The sequence below is a fragment of the Kitasatospora sp. CMC57 genome (assembly GCF_045866025.2).
Taxonomy (GTDB): Bacteria; Actinomycetota; Actinomycetes; order Streptomycetales; family Streptomycetaceae; genus Kitasatospora.
On sequence record NZ_AP035881.2, the window covers coordinates 1,186,884 to 1,207,450 of the forward strand.

Consider the following 20,567-nt stretch of genomic DNA (forward strand, 5'->3'; position numbering starts at 1 on the left):
ACGGTGTCTCATGAGAACCTCGGGTTCTCACCACCCCCGGAGGCCGCCCGATGACCGCCCGTCCCAGGATCGACGACCAGCAGCGACGCGCCCGCCTGGCCACCCGCCACCTGCTCGCGCCCGCCCACCGGGCCGACTCCCCCGAGCAGGTCGTCGAGGCCCTGGTGGCCCTGCACGCCACCGACCCCGCCACCGTCTTCCTGTCCACCACCGCCCGGCTGGCCAGCCCCGAACCGGCCGAGCTGGACCGGGCGTTGTACCAGGACCGGACCCTGCTGCGGATGCACGGCATGCGGCACACCCTGTTCGTGGTCCCGGCCGAACTCGCGCCCGCGCTGTACGCCTCCACCACCCGCAAGGTCGCCGAGAAGGAGCGGCGCGGTCTGCTCGCCTTCGCCGCCGAGGGCGGCTTCGACGCCGACTGGCTGGCCGAGGTGCAGCGCCGCACGCTGGCCGCCCTGGCCACGGCCGGCCAGGCCACCGGCAGCCAACTCGGTAACCTGGTGCCCGAGTTGCGCGAGTCGATCACGGTCGCGGTGGGCAAACCGTACGAGGCCAGGCAAGCCGTCGGGGTGCGGCTGCTCCGAGTGCTCGGGATGGAGAACGAGATCGTCCGGGGCCGGCCGGTCGGCGGCTGGACCAGCGGACAGCACCGCTGGGAGGTCAGGGCCCCGCTGCCCGACGTCCCGCAGGCCGAGGCCCAGGCCGAGCTGGTCCGCCGCTGGCTGACCGCCTTCGGCCCCGCCACCACCGAGGACATCCGCTGGTGGACGGGCTGGGGCGTCCGCGAGGTCAGGGCCGCCGTCGCCGGCTGCGCGGCGGTGGCCGTCGACCTCGACTGCGGCCCGGGCCACGCCCTCCCGGACGACCTCGCGCCGCTCCCCGAACCGGCCCCGTGGGCCGCGCTGCTCCCCTCCCTAGACCCCACCCCGATGGGCTGGCAGCAGCGCGACTGGTACCTGCCCGCCGCTCACCGCGCCGAGCTGGTCGACCGCTCAGGCAACATCGGGCCGACCGTCTGGTGGAACGGCCGGGTGGTCGGCGGCTGGGCCCAGCACCCCGACGGCCACCTCCGCTGGGAGGCTCTGGAACCGCTCCCCGGTGAAGCCGCCGCCGCCATCGACGCCGAGGCCGACCGCCTGACCGGCTGGCTCGGTGGGACCCGCGTCACGCCGCGCTTCCGAACCCCGCTGGAACGCCGGCTCGGGAGCTGACGTGTCGTCAAGTTCTGTACGCAGCAAGCCGACTGCTCCCCGCACACGGGTGACGTCCCGCGTCAGGAGTGAGCACCGGGTGCTCCCACCCGGCACTCTGGTCACTGCACCCCACACTGCCACCGAGGAGAGGACCAGGATGGCCGACCCCGCACGCGAGCACGCCGACCAGCTGAACGAGGCACTCGCCGTGCTCGGGATCGACTGGCGCCCAGACCAGGTGGCCAGTGACGAAGTGCGCGCGGTGATGCTCGCCACCGCACTGCTGGGCGCGGCCGAGGCCCACCTGGTGAGCGCGGAGACGGAGGCGGAGCGAGCCGGTGACGACCTGGAGGCCCTGCGGCAGGCGTACGGCCCGGTGCGGGACGAGGTGGTGGCGGCCGCCGCACCGACCGCCCTCCACCACCAGCGGCTGGTGCTGATGCTGCGCAGCAGCATGCTGGTCAGCGACCTCGGCCGGGCCGCCGGCCCCGACGAGGAGCACCCGGACGTCGAGACGCTGGCCACCGCCCGGGACGCGGCCGCCTGCGCCTCCGCGCTGGTCGGCTACCACTTCGCCCCGACCTTCGACGCCCAGGAGGGCCTGCCGGAGCGCAGGGAGTTCCTCGCCGTCGCCGCCGACCTGGTCCGCCGCCTCGCCGACGGCCTCGTACGGATCGCCAGATCGGGCCGGGCCGCCGACTGAGCGCAGCGGCGTCGGCAGAGCAGGGAGCCGGGTCCGGGCCTCGCCGAGCCGCCGGCCGGGGTCCCTCGACACGCGCACTCGCAGCACGGCCGACCCGCCCTGATCCGACGCTAATGGTCAGACGGCCCCTAGCCCGGGAAGAGCCAGCGGCGCAGCACCCGGGTGGCGACGGGGAGGGCGAGGTAGGTCATCAGGGTGCTGATCACCGGGGCCAGGATCAGTGAGCGGGCCAGCACCGGGAGGCCGGCCAGGTGCGGGGTGAGGTAGAAGTTGGCGGTGGTGGTGAGCGGGGCGATCGCCAGGGTGGAGGCGACCGCCATCTTCCAGCGCGGGGCCGGGGTGCGACGGGCGCCGGCCGCTGTGGTGGCGAACCAGCCCTCCATGCCGAGCAGCTCGCGCCGGGCCACCTCGACGTGGTGCCCGTCGGCCTCGGCGAAGCAGGCGGCCCTGGCCGGGGAGTCCTGCCAGGCACGGAAGGCGTCGGCGTCCTGGAACGACAGCAGCAGGTGCCACGGGTCGTTCGGGCCCGCCGGGCGCAGCAGGCCGGTGCCCAGGTTGCCGGGGTGGTCGGCGGCGGCCCGCAGGATGGACCCGGCCCAGCCCTCGAACTGCTCCTCGTGCCCCGGGTCCACCCGTCGGGCCACGAAGAGGGTGACCTCTTCCCCGCTGCGTCCGTCCGCGCTCATGGTTCTCCGCCCCCTTGATCGACCCGCAGCCTAGGCGGAGGTGGCGCGAAGGTGAACCCCCGGTCGGATCCCGCCCGGCCGACCGCCGTCGACCGGATCATGACCTGATTTGGCGTGTTCTGCTCGGCACCGAGGTTTGTTCCATTGCAGACTGAGCAGGAAACTCCGGGCCTCGAATCTCGACCAAGGAATGGTGAGTCCGGTGATACCCCTACGTCCCAACCCCGCGCCCGCGCAGTCCGCACCGCAGCAGCAGGCGGTGGAGACTCCGCTCCCACTGACCGAATCGGCCGCGCTCAGTCATCTGGCCGGAATCTGCTTCAAGATCGGGCCTCCCAGGCTGATCGGGGTGGAGGCCGAGTGGTTCGTCCACGACGGCGACTGTCCGGAGAAACCGGTCGACCCGGGTCGCCTCGCCGACGCACTCTCCGCACTTCCCACCAACCAGGACCCGGGTGACCCCGCCCCGCTGCTTCCCTCCGGCACCGGGCTCACGTACGAACCGGGCGGACAGGTCGAGCTCAGCTCCCCGCCCGCCGCCGACCCCGAAGAGTGTGCCGACACCATGCTGCGGGATCAGGCAGCCCTCCGCGCCGCCCTCGCCGCCGACCGTCTGCGGCTCACCGGCAGCGGCACCGACCCGCTCGGCCGCGAACGGCTGATGCGGCTCGACCACCCGCGCTACCGGGCGATGGAACAGCACTTCGACCGGATCGGCCCCTGGGGCCGGGTGATGATGACCGGCACCGCCTCCGCCCAGGTCTGCGTGGACGCGGGCACCGCGACCGGGGCGTACGGCTTCGCCCGGCGCTGGCAGCTGGCCCACCGGCTCGGCCCGGTCCTGGTCGCGGCCTTCGCGAATTCGCCGTTACTGGACGGCCGACCGACCGGTTACCGGTCGACCCGTCAACTGGTGTGGTCCCGGATGGACCCGAGCCGCACCCTGGCCCCCGGCTTCGCCGGTGATCCGCGCGAGCGCTGGGCCGAGTACGTGCTCGACGCCGAGGTGCTCTGCGTCCGCCGCCCGGACGGCCTGCCGTGGACCTCTCCGGCCGGGCTGACCTTCCGTGGCTGGCTGCGCGGCGCCGGCGAGCGGCCGCCCACCCTGGCCGACCTGGAGTACCACCGCACCACCCTCTTCCCACCCGTACGGCCGCGCGGGCACCTGGAGCTGCGCATGATCGACGCCCAGCCGGGCGAGGGCTGGCAGGTGCCGCTGGCCCTGGTCGGCGCGCTGCTGGACGACCCGGTGGCGGCCGAGGCCGCCGAGGAGGCGCTCGAACCGCTGGGCACCCCGGCATACCGCGACCGCCACCCGCCGCGCACCGAGCTGTGGCACCGGGCAGCCACCCTGGCGCTCGCCGACCCGCAGCTGCGCCGCGCCGCACTGGCCTGCTTCGGCGCCGCCGACCAGGCGCTCGGCCGCCGGGAGCAGGCGCGCGGCGGCCGGTCCCGGCTGCGGTCCCTGCTGGCCGACTTCGCCGACCGCTACCCGGCCCGTGGCCGCTGCCCCGCCGACGACCAGCTGGACGCTGTACGTGCCGGCGCCCTTCCCCGTGCCCTGGAGGCCGCAGCATGCTGAACGCCGACCCCACCCGGCCCGACCCGGGGATACCCGGCACCGACCACCGGCAGGCGGAGGCGGTCCGCGAGCGGATCGCCGCCGAGCTGCTCGGCGCCCGCGAGCGCACCGCCGGGCTCACCGCGCTGGACGACCACGACCTGACCGCCCAGCACTCCCCGCTGATGTCGCCGCTGGTCTGGGACCTCGCCCACATCGGCAACCAGGAGGAGCTCTGGCTGCTCCGCAACATCGGCGGCCGGGAGCCGATGCGGCCCGAGATCGATCCGCTCTACGACGCCTTCGAGCACCCCCGCGCCGAGCGCCCCAAGCTGCCGCTGCTGCCGCCGGACGAGGCCCGCGCGTACGCCCACGAGGTACGCGGCCGGGTGCTCGACCTGCTCGCCGCGACCCCGCTGGACGACGAACTCCCGCTGCTCCGGGACGGTTTCGCCTTCGGAATGATCGTCCAGCACGAGCAGCAGCACGACGAGACCATGCTGATCACCCATCAGCTCCGCAAGGGTCCCGGCGTCCTGACCGCCCCGCCGCCGCCGGTCACCGCGACCGGACCACTGCCGGCCGAAGTGCTGATCCCCGGCGGCCCGTTCACCATGGGCACCGACACCGAGCCGTGGTCACTGGACAACGAGCGCCCGGCCCACCAGGTCGAGGTGCCCGCGTTCCACCTGGACACCGCGCCGGTGAGCAATGGCGCGTACCAGCAGTTCATCGCCGACAGCGGCTACGACGACCCGCGCTGGTGGACGGCCGAGGGCTGGGAGCACCGGCAGCGGGCGGGCCTGTTCGCGCCGCTGTTCTGGAGCCGGGACGGCGGGCAGTGGCTGCGCCGTCGGTTCGGCACGGTGGAGCCCGTTCCGACGGACGAGCCGGTGCTGCACGTGAGTTGGTACGAAGCGGACGCGTACGCCCGCTGGGCCGGCCGGCGGCTGCCGACCGAGGCCGAGTGGGAGAAGGCGGCCCGCCACGACCCGGCGGCCGGCCGCTCCCGCCGCTACCCCTGGGGTGACCAGGAGCCCACCGCCGAGCGGGCCAACCTGGGTCAGCGGCACCTAAGGCCCGCCCCGGTCGGCAGCTACCCCGAGGGCCGGTCGGCTTACGGGGTAGGGCAGTTGATGGGTGACGTGTGGGAGTGGACGGCGAGCGACTTCACCGCCTACCCGGGCTTCCGGGCCTGGCCGTACAGGGAGTACTCGGAGGTCTTCTTCGGCCCCGAGTACAAGGTGCTGCGGGGCGGCTGCTTCGCCGCCGCGCCGGTGGCCAGCCGGGGTACCTTCCGGAACTGGGACTACCCGGTCCGGCGGCAGATCTTCGCCGGCTTCCGGACCGCCCGCGATGGCGAGGTCAGCTGATGTGCCGTCATCTCGCGTACCTCGGACCGCCCTTGTTGCTGGACGAGCTGCTGGTGGCACCGCCGTCCGGGCTGTACCGGCAGTCCTGGGCGCCCCGGTCGCAGCAGTACGGCACGGTCAACGCGGACGGTTTCGGAGTCGGCTGGTACGCGGAGGGCGATCCCGTCCCGGCCCGGTACCGCAGGAGCGGGCCGATCTGGGCCGACGAGGGCTTCACCGACCTGGCGCGGGTGGTGCGTTCGGGCGCGGTGCTGGCGGCCGTCCGCTCCGCGACCGCCGGGTGCGCGGCGGGTGAGGCGGCGGCCGCGCCGTTCGCCGCCGACCGGTGGCTGTTCAGCCACAACGGCGCCCTGCCCGGCTGGCCGGACGGGCTGGCGGAGCTGGCTGCCCTGCTGCCGCCCGCCGAGTTGCTGCGGCTGACCGCGCGCACCGACTCCGCCCTGCTCTGGGCGCTGACCCTGCACCACCTGCGGGACGGCGCCGGGCTGGGCGAGGCGCTGTCCACCACCGTGCAGGAGGCGGCGAAGCACTCCGACGGGCGGATCAACCTGCTGCTCACCGACGGCACCTCGATCGCCGCCACCAGCTGGGGCGACACGCTCTGCTACCGCACGGAGCCCGGCTCGGTGCTGGTCGCCTCCGAGCCCTCCGACGACCTGCCCGGCTGGCAGCACCTGCCGGACCGGTCGCTGCTGTCCGCCGACCCCGGCGGCGTGACCGTCTCCACCCTCAACTGACCGACCGAGCAAGGGAACACCGCTGTGAAGACCTACGAGCTGACCCGCCTGCTGGCCGCCGACCACTTCAGCCACGCGCTACGGCACGACGTCCGGAGCGGTCTGACGGCGAGTCCGAAGTCGCTGCCGCCGAAGTGGTTCTACGACGCCCGGGGCAGCGAGCTGTTCGAGGAGATCACCCGGCTGCCGGAGTACTACCCGACCCGGGCCGAGCGGGAGATCCTGACCGACCGGGCCGCCGAGATCGCGGCCGCGACCGGGGCCCGCACCCTGGTCGAACTGGGCTCGGGCTCCTCGGAGAAGACCCGGCTGCTGCTGGACGCGCTGCGCGACCTGGGCACGCTGCGGACGTACGTCCCGGTGGACGTCAGCGAGAGCGCGCTGGCGGCCGCCGCCGAGGCGCTCACCGTCGACTACCCGGAGCTGACCACGCACGCGGTGGTCTCCGACTTCACGCAGCGGCTCGGCCTGCCGCCGGGCCAGGGCCCCCGCCTGGTGGTCTTCCTGGGTGGCACGCTCGGCAACCTGCTGCCGGCCGAGCGGGCCGTGTTCCTGCGTGAGCTGCGCGAGGCGATGGAGCCGGGCGACACCCTGCTGCTCGGCACCGACCTGGTGAAGGATCCGGACACCCTGGTCGCCGCGTACGACGACGCGGCCGGGGTGACGGCGGCCTTCAACAAGAACGTGCTCAGCGTGCTGAACCGGGAGCTGGGCGGCGACTTCGACCCGGAGCTCTTCGACCACGTGGCGCTCTGGGACACGGAGCAGGAGTGGATCGAGATGCGGCTGCGCTCCCGGGTGGCCCAGACCGTCAAGATCCACGAACTGGGTCTGGCGGTGCACTTCGAGCGCGGTGAGGAGCTGCGGACCGAGGTCTCGGCGAAGTTCCGCCGCGAGCGGGTCGCGGCCGAGCTGGCCGCCGCCGGGCTGGGGATGTCGGCCTGGTGGACGGACCGGGAGGGTCGGTTCGGGCTCTCGCTCTCGACCTGCTGAACGGCGCCACTGGGGCCTCACGCTTCGGCGTGGGGCCCTTTCGCGCGCACTTTAGCCGCTGATCACACCGGAGCGGGCCGGATCGGCTCACTCCGCGCGCCCGGGAGGTCACCTCAGGTACCCATGTCGGTGGGAGGGATGTGTCCTTGATCTTCAACCTGCTCCGCACCCGCAAGTCCGGCCGGCTCACCACCGTCACCACCCCGACGGCGGGGTGCCCGTACACCGGTGCCCCGGTGCTGCCGTCGCCGCCCGAGCCTCCTGGCCCTCGCGAGGGCTCACTTGCCGGTGAGGCGGTCGCCTTCGTCCGGCAGTTCCACCGGGAGCATCCCCGGGCGGGCGATCCGGCGCCGAGGGTGCGTCAGGTGCTCGCCGAGATCGAGCGCACCGGCACGTACGTGCACACCGCCGAGGAGCTGGCGTTCGGCGCGCGGGTGGCCTGGCGCAACTCGGCCCGCTGCATCGGCCGTCTCTACTGGCGCAGCCTGGTGGTCCGCGACCAGCGCCATGTCGACTCCCCCGACGGGATCGCCGAGCAGTGCTTCGAGCACCTGCGCACCGCCACCAACGGCGGCCGGATCCGCCCGGTGATCACCGTCTTCGCCCCCGACCGGCCGGGCCGCCCGGCCCCGCGGATCGTCAACCAGCAGCTGGTGCGCTACGCCGGGCACCCGTCCGGGGTGGGTGACCCGGCCGGGGCCGCGCTGGCCGCCCGGGCCAGGGAGCTGGGCTGGAAGGGCGGCGAGGAGCGGTTCGAGGTCCTGCCGCTGATGGTCCGTCGGCGGGACGGGGACGAGCCGCAGTGGTACGAGCTGCCCGAGGACGTGGTGCTCGAGGTCCCGCTCCGGCACCCGGAGCACGCCTGGTTCGCCGAGCTCGGCCTGCGCTGGTACGCGGTGCCCGCGATCAGTGACATGGCGCTGGAGATCGGCGGCGTCCGGTACCCGTCCGCCCCGTTCAACGGCTGGTACATGGGCACCGAGATCGGCGCCAGGAACCTGGCCGACGCCGACCGCTACGACCAGCTCCCGGTGGTGGCCGAGCGCCTGGGCCTGGACACCTCCTCGGACCGCACGCTCTGGCGCGACCGCGCGCTGGTCGAGCTGAACATCGCCGTCCTGCATTCCTTCCAGGAGGCGGGCGTCACGATGGCCGACCACCACACCGAGTCCGAGCGCTTCCTCAGGCACATCGCCCAGGAAGAACGGCTCGGCCGCCGCACGCCCACCGACTGGAGCTGGATCGTCCCACCCGTCTCCGGCGGCCTCACCCCCGTCTACCACCGCTACTACGACCCGGTGGAGCCCGACCTCCGCCCGGCCTTCCTGCCGCGCTGAGAGCGGAAGGAGACGTCCTCCCGATCACCCCTGACCCGGCGTCAGTCTGACGGACTGTCCGCCGAGCGGGTGCCACCGCCGCTCGTACGGCGCAGTTCCGTTCGCGGTGGCGGCCACGCCTTCCCAGACTCGGAGGCGGGGGTGAGCTCGAACTGAGAGGCGTTTTCCTATGAAGCTCGGCCTTCGTCGTATCGCGGTAGCGGCCGCTGCGGTGTCCATCGGTCTCGGCATGGCCGCCTGCGGCAGTGCCAAACAGTCCACCGGGTCCTCAGGCACCTCGTCGGGGGCGGCGGCCGGGCCGGTCAAGATCGGCCTGCTGCTGCCGGAGACCAAGACCACCCGGTACGAGCAGTTCGACCGACCGCTGATCGAGGCGAAGATCAAGTCGCTGGCGCCGGACGCGCAGATCGACTACTACAACGCCAACGAGAACGCGACGACCCAGCAGACCCAGGTGGACACCGCGCTCACCAAGGGCGACAAGGTGCTGATCCTGGACGCGGTGGACTCCAAGTCCATCCAGTCCTCGGTGCAGAAGGCGCACGACGCCGGCGTCAAGGTGATCGCCTACGACCGGCTCGCCCAGGGCCCGGTCGACGCGTACGTCTCGTTCGACAACAACAAGGTCGGCCAGCTCCAGGGCGAGGCGCTGGTCGCCGCGGTGGGTCCGAAGGCGTCCAGCGGGAAGATCATCATGATCAACGGCTCGCCGACCGACCCGAACGCCGGCCAGTTCAAGGCGGGCGCGCACAGCGCCATCGACGGGAAGCTGACCATCGGCAAGGAGTACGACACGCCGAACTGGGACCCGAACAACGCCAACCAGGAGGCGGCCGCGGCGATCACCGCGATCGGCGCACCGAGCGTGGTGGGCGTCTACTCCGCCAACGACGGCATGGCCGCCGGTATCGCCACCGCCCTCAAGGCCGCGGGCCTGAGCGTTCCGCTGACCGGGCAGGACGCCCAACTGGACGCGGTGCAGCGGATCCTGGCCGGCACCCAGACGATGTCGATCTACAAGCCGTTCAAGCCGGAGACCGACGCGGCCGGCGCCATGGCCGTGCAGTTCGCCCAGGGCAAGAACCTGGAGCCCTCGCTCACGCCGACCAAGGCCACCAACGGCAGCGGCAACTCGGTGGCGTCGAACCTCATCACGCCCATTGTCCTGACCAAGGACAACATCAAGACCACCGTGGTGGCCGACGGCCTTTACACCGTCGCCCAGATCTGCACGCCCGACTACGCCTCGGCGTGCGCTGCGGCCGGTCTCACGTAGCCGGTCCCCGCAGTCAGGTAGCTCAGGTCAGACAGCTGGATCCGGTACGGGGAAAGGAAGTTGGTTGCTGTGGCAGGTTCGCCCGTACTGGCGCTGCGCGGGATCTCCAAGCGGTTCGGTGCCGTCCAGGCGCTCACCGACATCGAGTTGGAGGTCCACGCGGGCGAGGTGGTCGCGCTGGTCGGCGACAACGGTGCCGGCAAGTCGACGCTGGTCAAGGCGGTGGCGGGGGTCAACCAGCCGGACGAGGGCGTCATCGAGTGGGAGGGCAGGCCGGTGACCATCCACCGGCCGCAGGACGCCCAGCACCTGGGCGTCGCCACCGTGTACCAGGACCTCGCGCTGTGCGACAACCTGGACGTGGTCGGCAACCTCTTCCTCGGCCGCGAACTCAAGCGGTTCGGCGTGCTGGACGAGGTCCGGATGGAGCAGCGGTCCCGGACCCTACTGGACACCCTGTCCATCCGGATCCCCAGCGTACGCATCCCGATCGCCTCGCTCTCCGGTGGTCAGCGGCAGGTGGTCGCCATCGCCCGCTCGCTGATCGGCTCGCCCAAGATCGTCATCCTGGACGAGCCCACCGCCGCCCTGGGCGTGGAACAGACCGCCCAGGTCCTCGACCTGGTCGAACGGCTCCGCGACCAGGGTCTCGGGGTCATCCTGATCAGCCACAACATGGCGGACGTGATGGCCGTGGCGGACCGGATCGCGGTGCTCCGGCTGGGCCGGAACAACGGGTTCTTCGACCGTCGGACCACCAATCAGGAACAGATCATCTCGGCCATCACCGGCGCCACGGACAATGCTGTGACCCGCCGTCAGGCCCGTGGTACGGAGGGCGAGCAGTGAGCGAGGACGGCAACAACACCCCGCAGCCGGGGAACGGTTCCCGACGGAACCCCCTCCCCGAGGACACGATGTCCAAGGACGGCGTCAACGCCCCTGTCCCGGTGGCGGCCTCGGCGACCCCCGCCGTCGACCCCCGCCTGATCATCCGTCAGGAGGGCGTGAAGGGCTACCTGGGCGAGTTCCGGCGCAGGATCAGCAGTGGCGAGCTGGGCTCGCTGCCCGTGGTGCTGGCGCTGATCATCATCTGGGCCGTCTTCGGCAGCCTGAACAGCAGCTTCCTCTCGGCGCAGAACCTCTCCAACCTCTCGCAGCAGATCGTCGGCACCGGCATGATCGCGATCGGCGTGGTCTTCGTGCTGCTGCTCGGCGAGATCGACCTCTCGGTCGGTTCGGTCAGCGGCCTGTGCGCCGCGATCTTCGCCGTGATGAACGTGACGCACGGCGTGAACCAGTGGGTAGCGCTGCTCTCCGCGGTGGCCGGCGGCGCGCTGGTGGGCCTCATCCACGGCTTCTTCTTCGCCAAGATCGGCGTGCCCGCGTTCGTCGTCACCCTGGCCGGCAACCTGGCCTGGAACGGCCTGATGCTGCAGATTCTCGGCGCCAACGGCACCGTCAACCTCTCCGGCCACGACATCGTGTCCCGCCTCTACAGCACCATCTACGGCCAGACCGGCGCGGCGTACGGCCTCGCGGCCGCCAGCGTCCTGCTGTTCCTCGGTGCCGCGGTGATGGACGCCGGGCGGCGCCGCAAGGCCGGGGTGCCGTTCCGGCCGGTCACCGACATCGCACTGCGCACCGCCGTGCTCGCGGTGCTCGCCTTCCTGGCGGCGTACACGCTGAACCAGTACAAGGGCCTGCCGCTGGCCCTGCTGATCTTCCTGATCTTCATCGTGGTGCTCGACTTCGTGCTCCGCCGCACCGGCTACGGACGGCAGATCTTCGCGCTCGGCGGGAACATCGAGGGCGCCCGCCGGGCCGGTATCAACATCTCCTGGATCCGGATCTCGGTCTTCATGATCTGTTCCACCATGGCCGCGGTCGGCGGCCTGTTCCTGGCGGCCCAGATCCAGTCCGCCAGCCAGACCTCCGGCGGCGGCAACCTGCTGATGAACTCGATCGCCGCCGCCGTCATCGGCGGCACCAGCCTCTTCGGCGGACGCGGCAGCACCTGGTCGGCCCTGCTCGGTGCGCTGGTGATCGGGTCCATCCAGTCCGGGATGAACATCCAGGGCCTCAGCAATGCCATCCAGTTCATGATCACCGGCGCCGTCCTGCTGGCCGCGGTGGTCATCGACTCCCTCTCCCGCCGCAGCCAGCGGGCAGCCGGCCGCGTCTGAGCCCGGCTGCTCGTCATCGGTTCCAGGGGGCCCGCATACCGCGGGCCCCCTGGAACCGGTCGCGGCCGGGAGTGTCCACCGGACAGAGTGATCCCCGTTCACCATCCGGGGAGGAATCGCCATGTCGACACTGCGGGTCACAGCCGAGCGGCTGACCATCCTGACGCACCCGAACGCCGACGCGCTGGAGCTGGCCCAGGTCGGCCTCTACCGTGCGGTGGTCGTCAAGGGCGCTTACCGGTCCGGTGAGTTGGCCGTCTACATCTGCCCGGCTACGCCGCCTTCGACGTCTCGGCGGTGGTCGATGGACAGCTGCGCTGGCTGGGCGCGGCCGAACTGCTCGCCGGGAAACTGCCGTTGGTGCCCCGGCTGTGGAGCGGCCCGTTCGCCCTGGAGACGGTGCTCGCCCTGGCGGACGGCCGGGAGACCTTCTCCGGGCGGGAGTTGCACCTCCGCGAGGGTGTCGTGGTGCGACCGGTGGCGGAGCGGTACAGCCCGGTGACCGGCGGCCGGGCGATCGCCAAGGTGGTCAGCGGCGCGTACCTGACCCGCGAGGGCGGCACCGAGTACGAGTAATTCGGTTGCCGAAATGGGTGACTGTCCCGAAGCTGCGCAGGTGACAGAGCGAAGCGTGACGGCGTTGGTGACGTACCGGGGAGAGCGCCTCGGCGAGATCGGGCCCTTCCCGGTGAGGACGCCGCGGTGGCACGACGTCGGGCCGGTGGCCGAGGAGTTGACGGTCCGGCTGGGCGTGCCGGTGCACGTGCTGCGGCTGCTGACGCACGACAGCGCCGACACCGGGTACGGCGGCTCGGTCGCGTACCACGCGGAGGCGCTGCGGTTCCCAGAGGTCGAACTCACCGACTCCGGCCTCTCGGTGGGCGAGGATCCGCTGCGTGCCCCGTGGGCCACTCCGGAGGGGCTGCGGTCCGCGCTGGCGTGGGCGGCCGGTGCGGTACGGGCGGTCGGTCCGGCCGAGCAGGTGAAGAGCTGGAACCTCTCCGGTCTGTACCGGCTGCCGACCACCGACGGGCCGGTCTGGCTGAAGACCACACCCGCCTTCGCCCTGTCGGAGGCCGAGGTGATCGCCCGGTTCGCCGCTGTCGACCCGGAGTTGGTGCCACCGGTGGTGGCCGCCACCGAGGGCCGGGTGCTGCTCGGCCACCTGCCCGGGGTGGACTGCTGGGGGCTGCCCGAGGACGCCATGCTGGACGCGGTCCCCCGGCTGGTCGCCGCCCAGGCGGCACTGGCCGGGCAGCGCGCCGGACTGCCGGACCGCACGCCCGGCACGCTGCCCGAGCGGTTCGCCGTCCTGCTCTCCCGGGTCGTCCTGACCGCCGACGAGCAGGCTGCTGCCGAGCGGCTGCTCGCCGATCTCCCGCTATTGGCTGAGGAGTTGGCGTCCTGCGGACTGCCGGAGACGCTGGTGCACGGTGACTTCCACCCGGGCAACTGGCGCTTCGACGGCACCCGCAACGTGATCATCGATTTCTCCGACAGCTACTACGGGCACCCCGCCGTCGACGGCCTGCGGCCGCAGGACTTCCTCTCCGGGGACCGGTGGGCGACGGTCCGCCGGCTGTGGATCGACGCCTGGACCACCCATGCCCCGGGCTCCGACCCGGCCAGGGCGCTGGAGCTGGCAGAGCCGCTGGCGCACCTCGGCCACGCCGTCCGCTACCAGGAGTTCCTGGACGGCATCGAGGCGACCGAGCGGGTCTACCACGACGGCGATCCGGAGTCGGAGATCCGCGCGGCGCTGGCCTGCCGACCGGTCTGATCAGCTCTCGGGCCGGCCTCCGACGGTGCGTCCGTAGCGTAGTTCCAGGCCGTCGAGCAGGGCCTCCAGGCCGGTCTCGAACGCGCCCTCGTCGATCCGCCGCCGGTGCTCGGCAAGCTTGTGGGCCTCGCCGAGGTGCGGGTACTCCTCGGCGTACACGGCGGCGTCCTCGGGGAAGCCGGCCGCGAAGGAGCCGAGCGCCGAGCCGGTGACGAAGTACCGCATCAGGGCGCCGATCCGGGTGGCCTGGCCGCGCGGCCAGCCCGCCGCGACCAGGCAGCCGAAGACCGCGTCGGCGAGCCGCAGGGCGTTCGGGCGGCGGCCTGGCCCCTGGGCCAGCACCGGGACGACGGCGGGGTGGGCGGCCAGCGCCGCCCGGTAGGAGCGGGCCCAGTCGCACAGCGCGGTGCGCCAGGGCGCCGGCGGCTGGAACATCGACAGGTCGACCTCCCCCATCACGCTGTCCACCACGGCGTCGAGCAGCTCGTCCTTGGTGGCGAAGTGGTTGTACAGCGAGGGGCCGCTGACCGAGAGTTCGGTGGCCAGGCGGCGGGTGGAGAGCGCGGCCAGCCCTTCGGCGTCCACCAGGGCGAGGGCGGCCACGACGATCCGCTCACGGCTGAGCAGCGGGCTGCGCGGGCGGGCCATGGTCGCGTCCTCCGGTCGGGTGGGGTTCCCGGCATTCTCGCAGGCCGCTCTTCCCAGCGGCTCGGCGGCGGGCTACAGTCGGAAAAACTTGCACCGCTAGTTTTAACCGAACCCCAGCCTACCCAGCGAGGACGCCATGGACCTGGAGCTCTCCGAGGAGCAGGCCGCCGTCAAGCAGCTCGCGGCCGACTTCACCGACCGCGAGATCGCGCCGTTCGCCGCCGACTGGGACCGCGCCGAGTCGGTGGACCAGGCGATCATCGGCAAGCTGGGCAAGCTCGGCTTCCTCGGCCTGACCATCCCGGAGGAGTACGGCGGCAGCGGCGGCGACCACCTGGCGTACTGCCTGGTGCTGGAGGAGCTCGGCCGGGGCGACTCCTCGGTGCGCGGCATCGTCTCGGTCTCGCTCGGGCTGGTGGCCAAGTCGGTCAACAGCTACGGCAGCGAGGAGCAGAAGCGGTACTGGCTGCCCCGGCTGACCTCCGGCGAGGCGCTCGGCTGCTTCGCACTGACCGAGCCGGGCACCGGGTCGGACGCCGCCAACCTGACCACCAGGGCGGTCCGGGACGGCGACGACTGGCTGATCACCGGCGCCAAGATGTTCATCACCAACGGGACCTGGGCCGAGGTCGCCCTCGTCTTCGCCCGCACCGGCGGGCCCGGCCACAAGGGTGTGACCGCCTTCCTGGTGCCGACCGCCACCCCCGGCTTCGAACGCCGGGAGATCCACGGCAAGTTGGGCCTGCGCGGCCAGGCCACCGCCGAGCTCACCTTCGACGCCGTCCGGGTGCCGGACAGTGCCCGGCTCGGCGAGGAGGGCAAGGGCTTCTCGGTCGCGATGGCCGCGCTGGCCAAGGGCCGGATGTCGGTCGCGGCCGGCTGCGTCGGCATCGCCCAGGCCTGCCTGGACGCCGCCGTCGGCTACGCCGCGGAGCGCGAGCAGTTCGGGAAGTCCATCGCCTCCTACCAGTTGGTACAGGAGCTGATCTCCGACATCGCGGTCGACCTGGACGCCGCCCGGCTGCTCACCTGGCGGGTGGCCGACCACATCGAGCGCGGACTGCCGTTCGCCACCGAGTCCTCGGTGGCCAAGCTGTACGCCAGCGAGGCCGCCGTCCGGGCCGCCAACAACGCGCTCCAGGTCTTCGGCGGGTACGGCTTCATCGACGAGTACCCGGTCGGCAAGTACCTGCGCGACGCGCGGGTGATGACCCTGTACGAAGGCACCAGCCAGATCCACAAGCTGCTCATCGGGCGTTCGCTGACCGGCGTCAACGCCTTCTAGTCAATCGAGGAGCCCAACGACGTGCGTCCCGTCTACTTCGCCGCCGCCCGCCGCACCCCGATCGGGCGGCTGCGCGGCGCGCTCTCGTCCGTCCGGCCCGACGACCTCTCGGCCGCCGTGCTACGCGGACTGCTCGACTCCGTACCGCAGTTGGACCCGGCCAGGATCGACGACGTCTACTGGGGCGCCGCCAACCAGGCCGGGGAGGACAACCGGAACGCGGCCCGGATGGCCGTGCTACTGGCCGGCCTGCCGGAGAGCATCCCCGGTGCCACCGTCAACCGGCTCTGCGCCTCCGGCCTGGAGGCCGTCACCAGCGCCGCCCGGGCGATCGGCTCCGGCGAGGCCGACATCGTGGTCGCGGGCGGCTGCGAGTCGATGAGCCGCGCGCCCTTCGTGCTGCCGCGCCCCGACGAGGCGCTGCCGCACAAGCTGGAGACCTTCGACACCCGGCTCGGCTGGCGGATCACCAACCCCCGGATGCGTGAGCTGCACGGCGTGCTCAGCATGGGTGAGACCGCCGAGGAGGTGGCCGACCGGTACGGCGTCAGCCGCTCGGACCAGGACGAGTTCGCGCTGCGCAGCCACCAACGGGCGGCCGCCGCACGGAAGAACGGGCATTTCGACGCCGAACTGCTGCCGGTGCTGCGCGCCGACGGGGTGACCGTCGACCAGGACGAGAGCATCCGCGAGGACAGCTCGCTGGAGCGCCTCGCCGCCCTCAAGCCGGTCTTCCGGGCCGGTGGCACGGTGACGGCCGGCAACGCCTCGCCGATGAACGACGGCGCCGCCGGGGTGCTGCTGGTCGGCGAGGAAGCCCTGCACGAGCTCGGACTCGAACCGCTCGGCCGCTACGTGGCCGGCGCCTCGGCCGGCGTGCACCCGGACGTGATGGGCATCGGCCCGGTGCCCGCCACCCGCAAGGTGCTGGCCAGGACCGGCTGGGCGGTCGGGGACGTCGAGGAGGCCGAGTTCAACGAGGCGTTCGCGGCCCAGGCACTCGCCTGCGTAAGGGAGTTGGGCTTCGACCCGGAGCTGGTCAACCCCTCCGGGGGCGCGATCGCCCTCGGCCACCCGCTGGGCGGCTCGGGCGCCCGGATCCTCACCACCCTGCTGCACCGGATGCGCCGGACCGGCGCCCGGCGCGGGCTGGCCACCATGTGCGTCGGCGTCGGGCAGGGCACCGCCGTACTCGTCGAGAACGTCTAGGGAGCTGTTGTGACTCGTTTCGCAGGCAAGGTCGCCGTCGTCACCGGAGCGGCGCAGGGCATCGGCGCGGCCACCGCGCTGCGGCTCGCCGAGGAGGGCGCCACCGTCGCGGTGGTGGACCTCACCGCCGAGCGCGCGCAGGGCACCGTGGACGCGATCACCGCCAAGGGAGGCACCGCGCGGGCGTACGGCTGCGACGTGGCCGACTACGACGCGGTGGAGGCCGTGTTCGCCTCGCTGGTGGAGGAGTTGGGGGCGCTCCACATCCTGGTGAACAACGCCGGGATCACCCGGGACAACATGTTCTTCAAGATGCCGAAGAGCGACTGGGACGCCGTGCTCACGGTCAACCTGACCAGCGCCTACAACTGCAGCCACGTGGCGCAGAAGTATCTGGTGAAGCAGAAGTACGGCAAGATCGTCTCGCTCAGCTCGCGCTCCGCCCTCGGCAACCGCGGCCAGGCCAACTACGCCGCCGCCAAGGCCGGCATCCAGGGGCTGACCGCCACCCTTGCGATCGAGCTCGGCCCCTACAACATCAACGTCAACGCGGTCGCCCCCGGCTACATCGCCACCGCGATGACCGCCGCCACCGCCGAACGCGTCGGCGCCACCCCCGAGGAGCACCAGGCCCAGGTCGCCGAACGCACCCCGCTCCGCCGGGCCGGGCAGCCCGAGGAGATCGCCTCGGTGGTCGCCTTCCTGGTCAGCGACGACGCCTCGTACGTCAGCGGCCAGACCCTCTACGTCAACGGCGGCGCCCGCTGACGCTCCGGGCGGGTACGGGAGCTCGTCCCGTACCCGCCCGGTGTGGTCTCAGTTGGCGGCCGCGAGCTGCTTCAAGTGGCGTTCGGCGGCGCGGAGTTTGCGACCGTCGGGGCCCGGGAGGTGGGCGCGGAGCTCGATGATCTCGGGGGCCATCCGGAGCGCCTCGGCGCGGTCCGTGACGGCGCGCCAGCAGGCTTCGGCGTTGGTGGCGGCCTGCTGGGTCTCCGGGTCGTCGACTCCCCGGGAGCGGAGCAGGGTGAGGGCCACCTCGCGGTAGACCTCGGCGGCCTGTGCCGGGCGGCCGGCCAGCCGGGCGATGTGGGCGCGGACCTGGCGGACCTGGAGCACCTCGGCGGCCACCGGGCCGTGCGCGGCGACGGCGGACTCCTCCAGGGCCAGGGCGAGTTCGGCCGCAGTGTCGTGCTCACCCGCCTCCGCGCTGCGGACGATCCGGCCGATCGCCTCCCGGTAGTCGACCGGGGCGGGCGTGGGGGTGACCGCCGGGATCGGCTTGTCGAAGGAGACCGCCGACGGGTCCGGCTTGTCCAGGCTGACCAGGGGGCGGCCGGGAGCACCCGGGACGGCCTTCAGCAGGGAGACCGGCGGCCCGACCCGCCGGGGCGTCGGCGGCACGCCGGGCTTGCGCAGCGAGACCCCGGGCCCGGCGGGCTTGCCGAGCTGGACCTTGGGTGACCCGGCGCGGGCCTTGGACAGCCTGGCCTGTCCCTTCGGCGGCACCAGGACGGCGGCCGGACGCGGACCGGAGGCGGCACCGGGCAGCGCCTCGTTGATCTGCCGGGAGGTGTTGCGGAAGAACGGCCGGTCGGTGGGGTGCGAGTGCAGGATGATCGAGTCGTTCCGCACCACCGAGTGCACCTGGTCGCGGAGCAGCTCGGGCGGCAGCAGGGCCGGACCACCAGGGCGGCCCCGGTGCAGCACCTCGATCAGCGCCCGGGAGAAGGTGCCGATCTGCTCGGGGTCGGGGCTGACCACCGCCCACAGCGGGATGCCGTCCGCGAGCGGGGAGATCGCGCTCTGCACCAGCGGCCAGGCCGCCTGATCGGCACTCAGGTCGGCGATCACCAGTGTGGGCAGCTCGCCCCGGTGCTGGAGCTCGGCGGCGAGCGCCTGCCAGGGCAGCCCGTCCTGCCGGACGGTGGCCGGCTTGGAGTCACGCAGCGTCAGGTAGAGGTGCTCGCCGCGCCGGTCGGTGACCAGGTGGCCGCCGAGGTGGATCAGCAGCGGGCCGGGGTGCAGGGCGGCGGCGCGCAGGTGAGCCAGCACGCTCTGCGGGTCGGTGGCTCCCGGGAGGTGCACGGCGTCGACCGATTCGGCGGCCAGCAAGGTCCCCGGCGAGACGGCGGCCAGCATGGCGGAGAGCACCTGCGCCTGCGAACCCGCGCCGCGCCCCCAGTGCCGGCGGCCGCCGGCCCCGTAGCCGCCCTCGATCACCAGGATCCGGCCCCGGGCGCCGTCACCGACCGTCTGCGGCGTCGCAGGCCGGGGCAGCTGTACGGCGGGGATGATGCCGGTCCACCCGGTCGACACCTCACGCGGAGCGGCCGGATCGGCCCGGTCTGCCATCGCGCCCGGCCAACCGCCGCCCGCCGCCCCGTCAGCCACCGCAGGTCACCGCCCCACCCCGTCGCACCGCGACGTCCGCCGCGGTGCCCGCCACCACGATCTCGCCACTTTACGACGCGCCCGGTCGGCGTAGCCAGAGCGGGTGGTGATCACCGGCGAGCCGTTACCGGCTCAGTACGTGACGGTGACGGCTCGCGCCGGACCGTCCACCCGGACCAGGCCGCCGTACGGGATGACCAGCTGCGGGTCGGTGTGCCCCAGGTCGACGTCGAAGACCGCCATCATGTCGGGGGCGTACTCGCCCAGCGCCCGGAGTACGGCCGCGCGCTGGTCGGCCCGGTACGCGGCGCGGACGCCGGCGTCGTTGGGGTGGTGGTGGGACCAGGCCCGGGCGCGGCCCATCAGCAGCGCGGGGAACTGGGCGAGCAGCCCTCGCTCCCCGAAGGCACGCAGGATGCGGTGGACCGCCGCGCTGCTGGGCAGCTGCTCCGAGGTCTCCAGGAACAGCACCTGCCCGGCGTACTCCTCGACCGGCCGGAGGTCGCGCCCCGCCATCACCAGGTCGGCCAGCGACTCCAGGCAGCCGCCCCAGCTCGGACCCTCCACCACCCGGTCGGCGTTGTGCCAGGTCCAGCCGTCGGCGGGCTCCATCAGGGGCTCGCTCTCGAAAGTCGCCGGGTCCTCCCAGCGACGCTCCACGTCGTTGGTTTCGGCCGAGGGGCGCAGCTCGTACTCGCCGGAGCCGAACAGCGCCGCCCGGGCCGACTCGGCGGTCAGCGGGTGCTCGGCACCCGGCCGCCCGAACTGGGTCATCACGGAGGCGCCGTGGTAGCCGACCAGGCCGAGGTTGCGCAGGAAGTTCAGCAGGTGGGTGTTGTCGCTGAACCCGAAGAACGGCTTCGGGTTGGCCCGGATCAGCTCGGCGTCCAGGTGCGGGATCACGGTGATCTGGTCGTCGCCGCCGATACTGGCGATCACCGCCCTGATCTCCGGGTCGGCGAACGCGGCGTGGAGGTCGGCCGCCCTGGCCCGGGCGCTCGCCCCGAGCTGACGGGTGGTCGGGTACTCCACCGGCTTCAGCCCGTACGCCTCCGTCAGCCTCCGCACCCCGAGGTCGTGCGGCAGCGGCAGGACCTCGGCCAGCCCGGCGGCGGGCGAGAGGACGGCGACTCGGTCACCGGGACGGGGCTTGGGCGGGTAGCGGAATTCGATCACGCCGGGAGGCTATTCGGAACCGCGGTGCCC

The 20,567-nt window shown here is 72.8% G+C and carries 18 protein-coding genes and 1 pseudogene; 15 read left to right on the forward strand and 4 right to left on the reverse strand.

All coding sequences use genetic code 11. The annotated features are described in order from the left end of the window. Positions 1–50 precede the first annotated feature (50 nt). Both ACKUU6_RS05435 and ACKUU6_RS05440 read left to right on the forward strand, forming a co-directional pair. Positions 51–1,214 (forward strand): winged helix DNA-binding domain-containing protein, encoded by a 1,164-nt coding sequence (locus tag ACKUU6_RS05435; protein WP_407987298.1) that lies wholly within the window; start codon positions 51–53, stop codon positions 1,212–1,214. 139 nt (positions 1,215–1,353) lie between these two features. Next, positions 1,354–1,899, forward strand: coding sequence for a hypothetical protein (locus tag ACKUU6_RS05440; RefSeq protein ID WP_407987299.1), 546 nt, complete (start codon positions 1,354–1,356; stop codon positions 1,897–1,899). Between the two features lie 128 nt (positions 1,900–2,027). On the opposite strand, the gene ACKUU6_RS05445 is transcribed toward ACKUU6_RS05440, so the two are convergent. Then, positions 2,028–2,585 carry an antibiotic biosynthesis monooxygenase gene (locus ACKUU6_RS05445; RefSeq protein WP_407987300.1) on the reverse strand — a complete coding sequence of 186 codons (558 nt, stop codon included), beginning with the start codon at positions 2,583–2,585 and terminating at the stop codon, positions 2,028–2,030. Positions 2,586–2,787: 202 nt separating this feature from the next. On the opposite strand from ACKUU6_RS05445, the gene egtA reads away from it, so the two are divergent. From egtA to ACKUU6_RS05495, 10 genes and pseudogenes are all read left to right on the forward strand, one after another. After that, positions 2,788–4,167 carry an ergothioneine biosynthesis glutamate--cysteine ligase EgtA gene (egtA, locus tag ACKUU6_RS05450; RefSeq protein ID WP_407987301.1) on the forward strand — a complete coding sequence of 460 codons (1,380 nt, stop codon included), beginning with the start codon at positions 2,788–2,790 and terminating at the stop codon, positions 4,165–4,167. Beyond that, on the forward strand, positions 4,161–5,519 hold the full coding sequence (gene egtB / locus ACKUU6_RS05455; protein WP_407987302.1) for an ergothioneine biosynthesis protein EgtB: 1,359 nt from the start codon (positions 4,161–4,163) through the stop codon (positions 5,517–5,519). The genes egtA and egtB overlap by 7 nt, the downstream gene beginning before the upstream one ends. Then, entirely contained in the window at positions 5,519–6,256 is a 738-nt protein-coding gene (gene egtC / locus ACKUU6_RS05460; protein ID WP_407987303.1) for an ergothioneine biosynthesis protein EgtC, read from the forward strand. The genes egtB and egtC overlap by 1 nt, the downstream gene beginning before the upstream one ends. Positions 6,257–6,280: 24 nt before the next feature. Next, on the forward strand, positions 6,281–7,249 hold the full coding sequence (gene egtD / locus ACKUU6_RS05465; RefSeq protein WP_407987304.1) for an L-histidine N(alpha)-methyltransferase: 969 nt from the start codon (positions 6,281–6,283) through the stop codon (positions 7,247–7,249). Between the two features lie 236 nt (positions 7,250–7,485). Next, complete coding sequence (locus tag ACKUU6_RS05470) at positions 7,486–8,586, forward strand: nitric oxide synthase oxygenase (RefSeq protein ID WP_407992046.1); 1,101 nt, start codon at positions 7,486–7,488, stop codon at positions 8,584–8,586. Positions 8,587–8,755: 169 nt separating this feature from the next. After that, a complete protein-coding gene (locus tag ACKUU6_RS05475) occupies positions 8,756–9,862 on the forward strand; it encodes a sugar ABC transporter substrate-binding protein (protein WP_407987305.1) in 1,107 nt (368 codons plus the stop codon). 69 nt (positions 9,863–9,931) lie between these two features. Next, positions 9,932–10,711 carry an ATP-binding cassette domain-containing protein gene (locus ACKUU6_RS05480; protein WP_407987306.1) on the forward strand — a complete coding sequence of 260 codons (780 nt, stop codon included), beginning with the start codon at positions 9,932–9,934 and terminating at the stop codon, positions 10,709–10,711. 68 nt (positions 10,712–10,779) lie between these two features. Beyond that, positions 10,780–12,048, forward strand: coding sequence for a sugar ABC transporter permease (locus tag ACKUU6_RS05485; protein ID WP_407992047.1), 1,269 nt, complete (start codon positions 10,780–10,782; stop codon positions 12,046–12,048). 252 nt (positions 12,049–12,300) lie between these two features. Beyond that, a pseudogene (locus ACKUU6_RS05490) lies at positions 12,301–12,624 on the forward strand (RNA ligase family protein); the annotation flags it as partial. A gap of 40 nt (positions 12,625–12,664) precedes the next feature. Further along, positions 12,665–13,828: an aminoglycoside phosphotransferase family protein gene (locus tag ACKUU6_RS05495; protein WP_407987307.1), complete on the forward strand. Its 1,164-nt coding sequence runs from the start codon at positions 12,665–12,667 to the stop codon at positions 13,826–13,828. On the opposite strand, the gene ACKUU6_RS05500 is transcribed toward ACKUU6_RS05495, so the two are convergent. After that, the gene (locus ACKUU6_RS05500; protein WP_407987308.1) at positions 13,829–14,476 is read right to left on the reverse strand and encodes a TetR/AcrR family transcriptional regulator; all 648 of its coding nucleotides are present in this window, start codon (positions 14,474–14,476) and stop codon (positions 13,829–13,831) included. 136 nt (positions 14,477–14,612) lie between these two features. Between ACKUU6_RS05500 and ACKUU6_RS05505 the strand changes: the two genes are divergently transcribed. Genes ACKUU6_RS05505 through fabG form a run of 3 tightly spaced genes read left to right on the forward strand, consistent with a single transcriptional unit; the run spans position 14,613 to position 17,738 of the window. Continuing rightward, the gene (locus ACKUU6_RS05505; protein WP_407987309.1) at positions 14,613–15,761 is read left to right on the forward strand and encodes an acyl-CoA dehydrogenase family protein; all 1,149 of its coding nucleotides are present in this window, start codon (positions 14,613–14,615) and stop codon (positions 15,759–15,761) included. A 21-nt stretch (positions 15,762–15,782) separates the two neighbouring features. Continuing rightward, entirely contained in the window at positions 15,783–16,970 is a 1,188-nt protein-coding gene (locus ACKUU6_RS05510; protein ID WP_407987310.1) for a thiolase family protein, read from the forward strand. Positions 16,971–16,979: 9 nt separating this feature from the next. Further along, positions 16,980–17,738 (forward strand): 3-oxoacyl-ACP reductase FabG, encoded by a 759-nt coding sequence (gene fabG, locus ACKUU6_RS05515; RefSeq protein ID WP_407987311.1) that lies wholly within the window; start codon positions 16,980–16,982, stop codon positions 17,736–17,738. Between the two features lie 48 nt (positions 17,739–17,786). Here fabG and ACKUU6_RS05520 read toward each other — a convergent pair whose 3' ends face one another. Then, the gene (locus ACKUU6_RS05520; protein ID WP_407987312.1) at positions 17,787–19,361 is read right to left on the reverse strand and encodes a hypothetical protein; all 1,575 of its coding nucleotides are present in this window, start codon (positions 19,359–19,361) and stop codon (positions 17,787–17,789) included. A gap of 132 nt (positions 19,362–19,493) precedes the next feature. Continuing rightward, on the reverse strand, positions 19,494–20,537 hold the full coding sequence (locus tag ACKUU6_RS05525) for a S66 family peptidase (protein WP_407987313.1): 1,044 nt from the start codon (positions 20,535–20,537) through the stop codon (positions 19,494–19,496). Positions 20,538–20,567 lie beyond the last annotated feature (30 nt).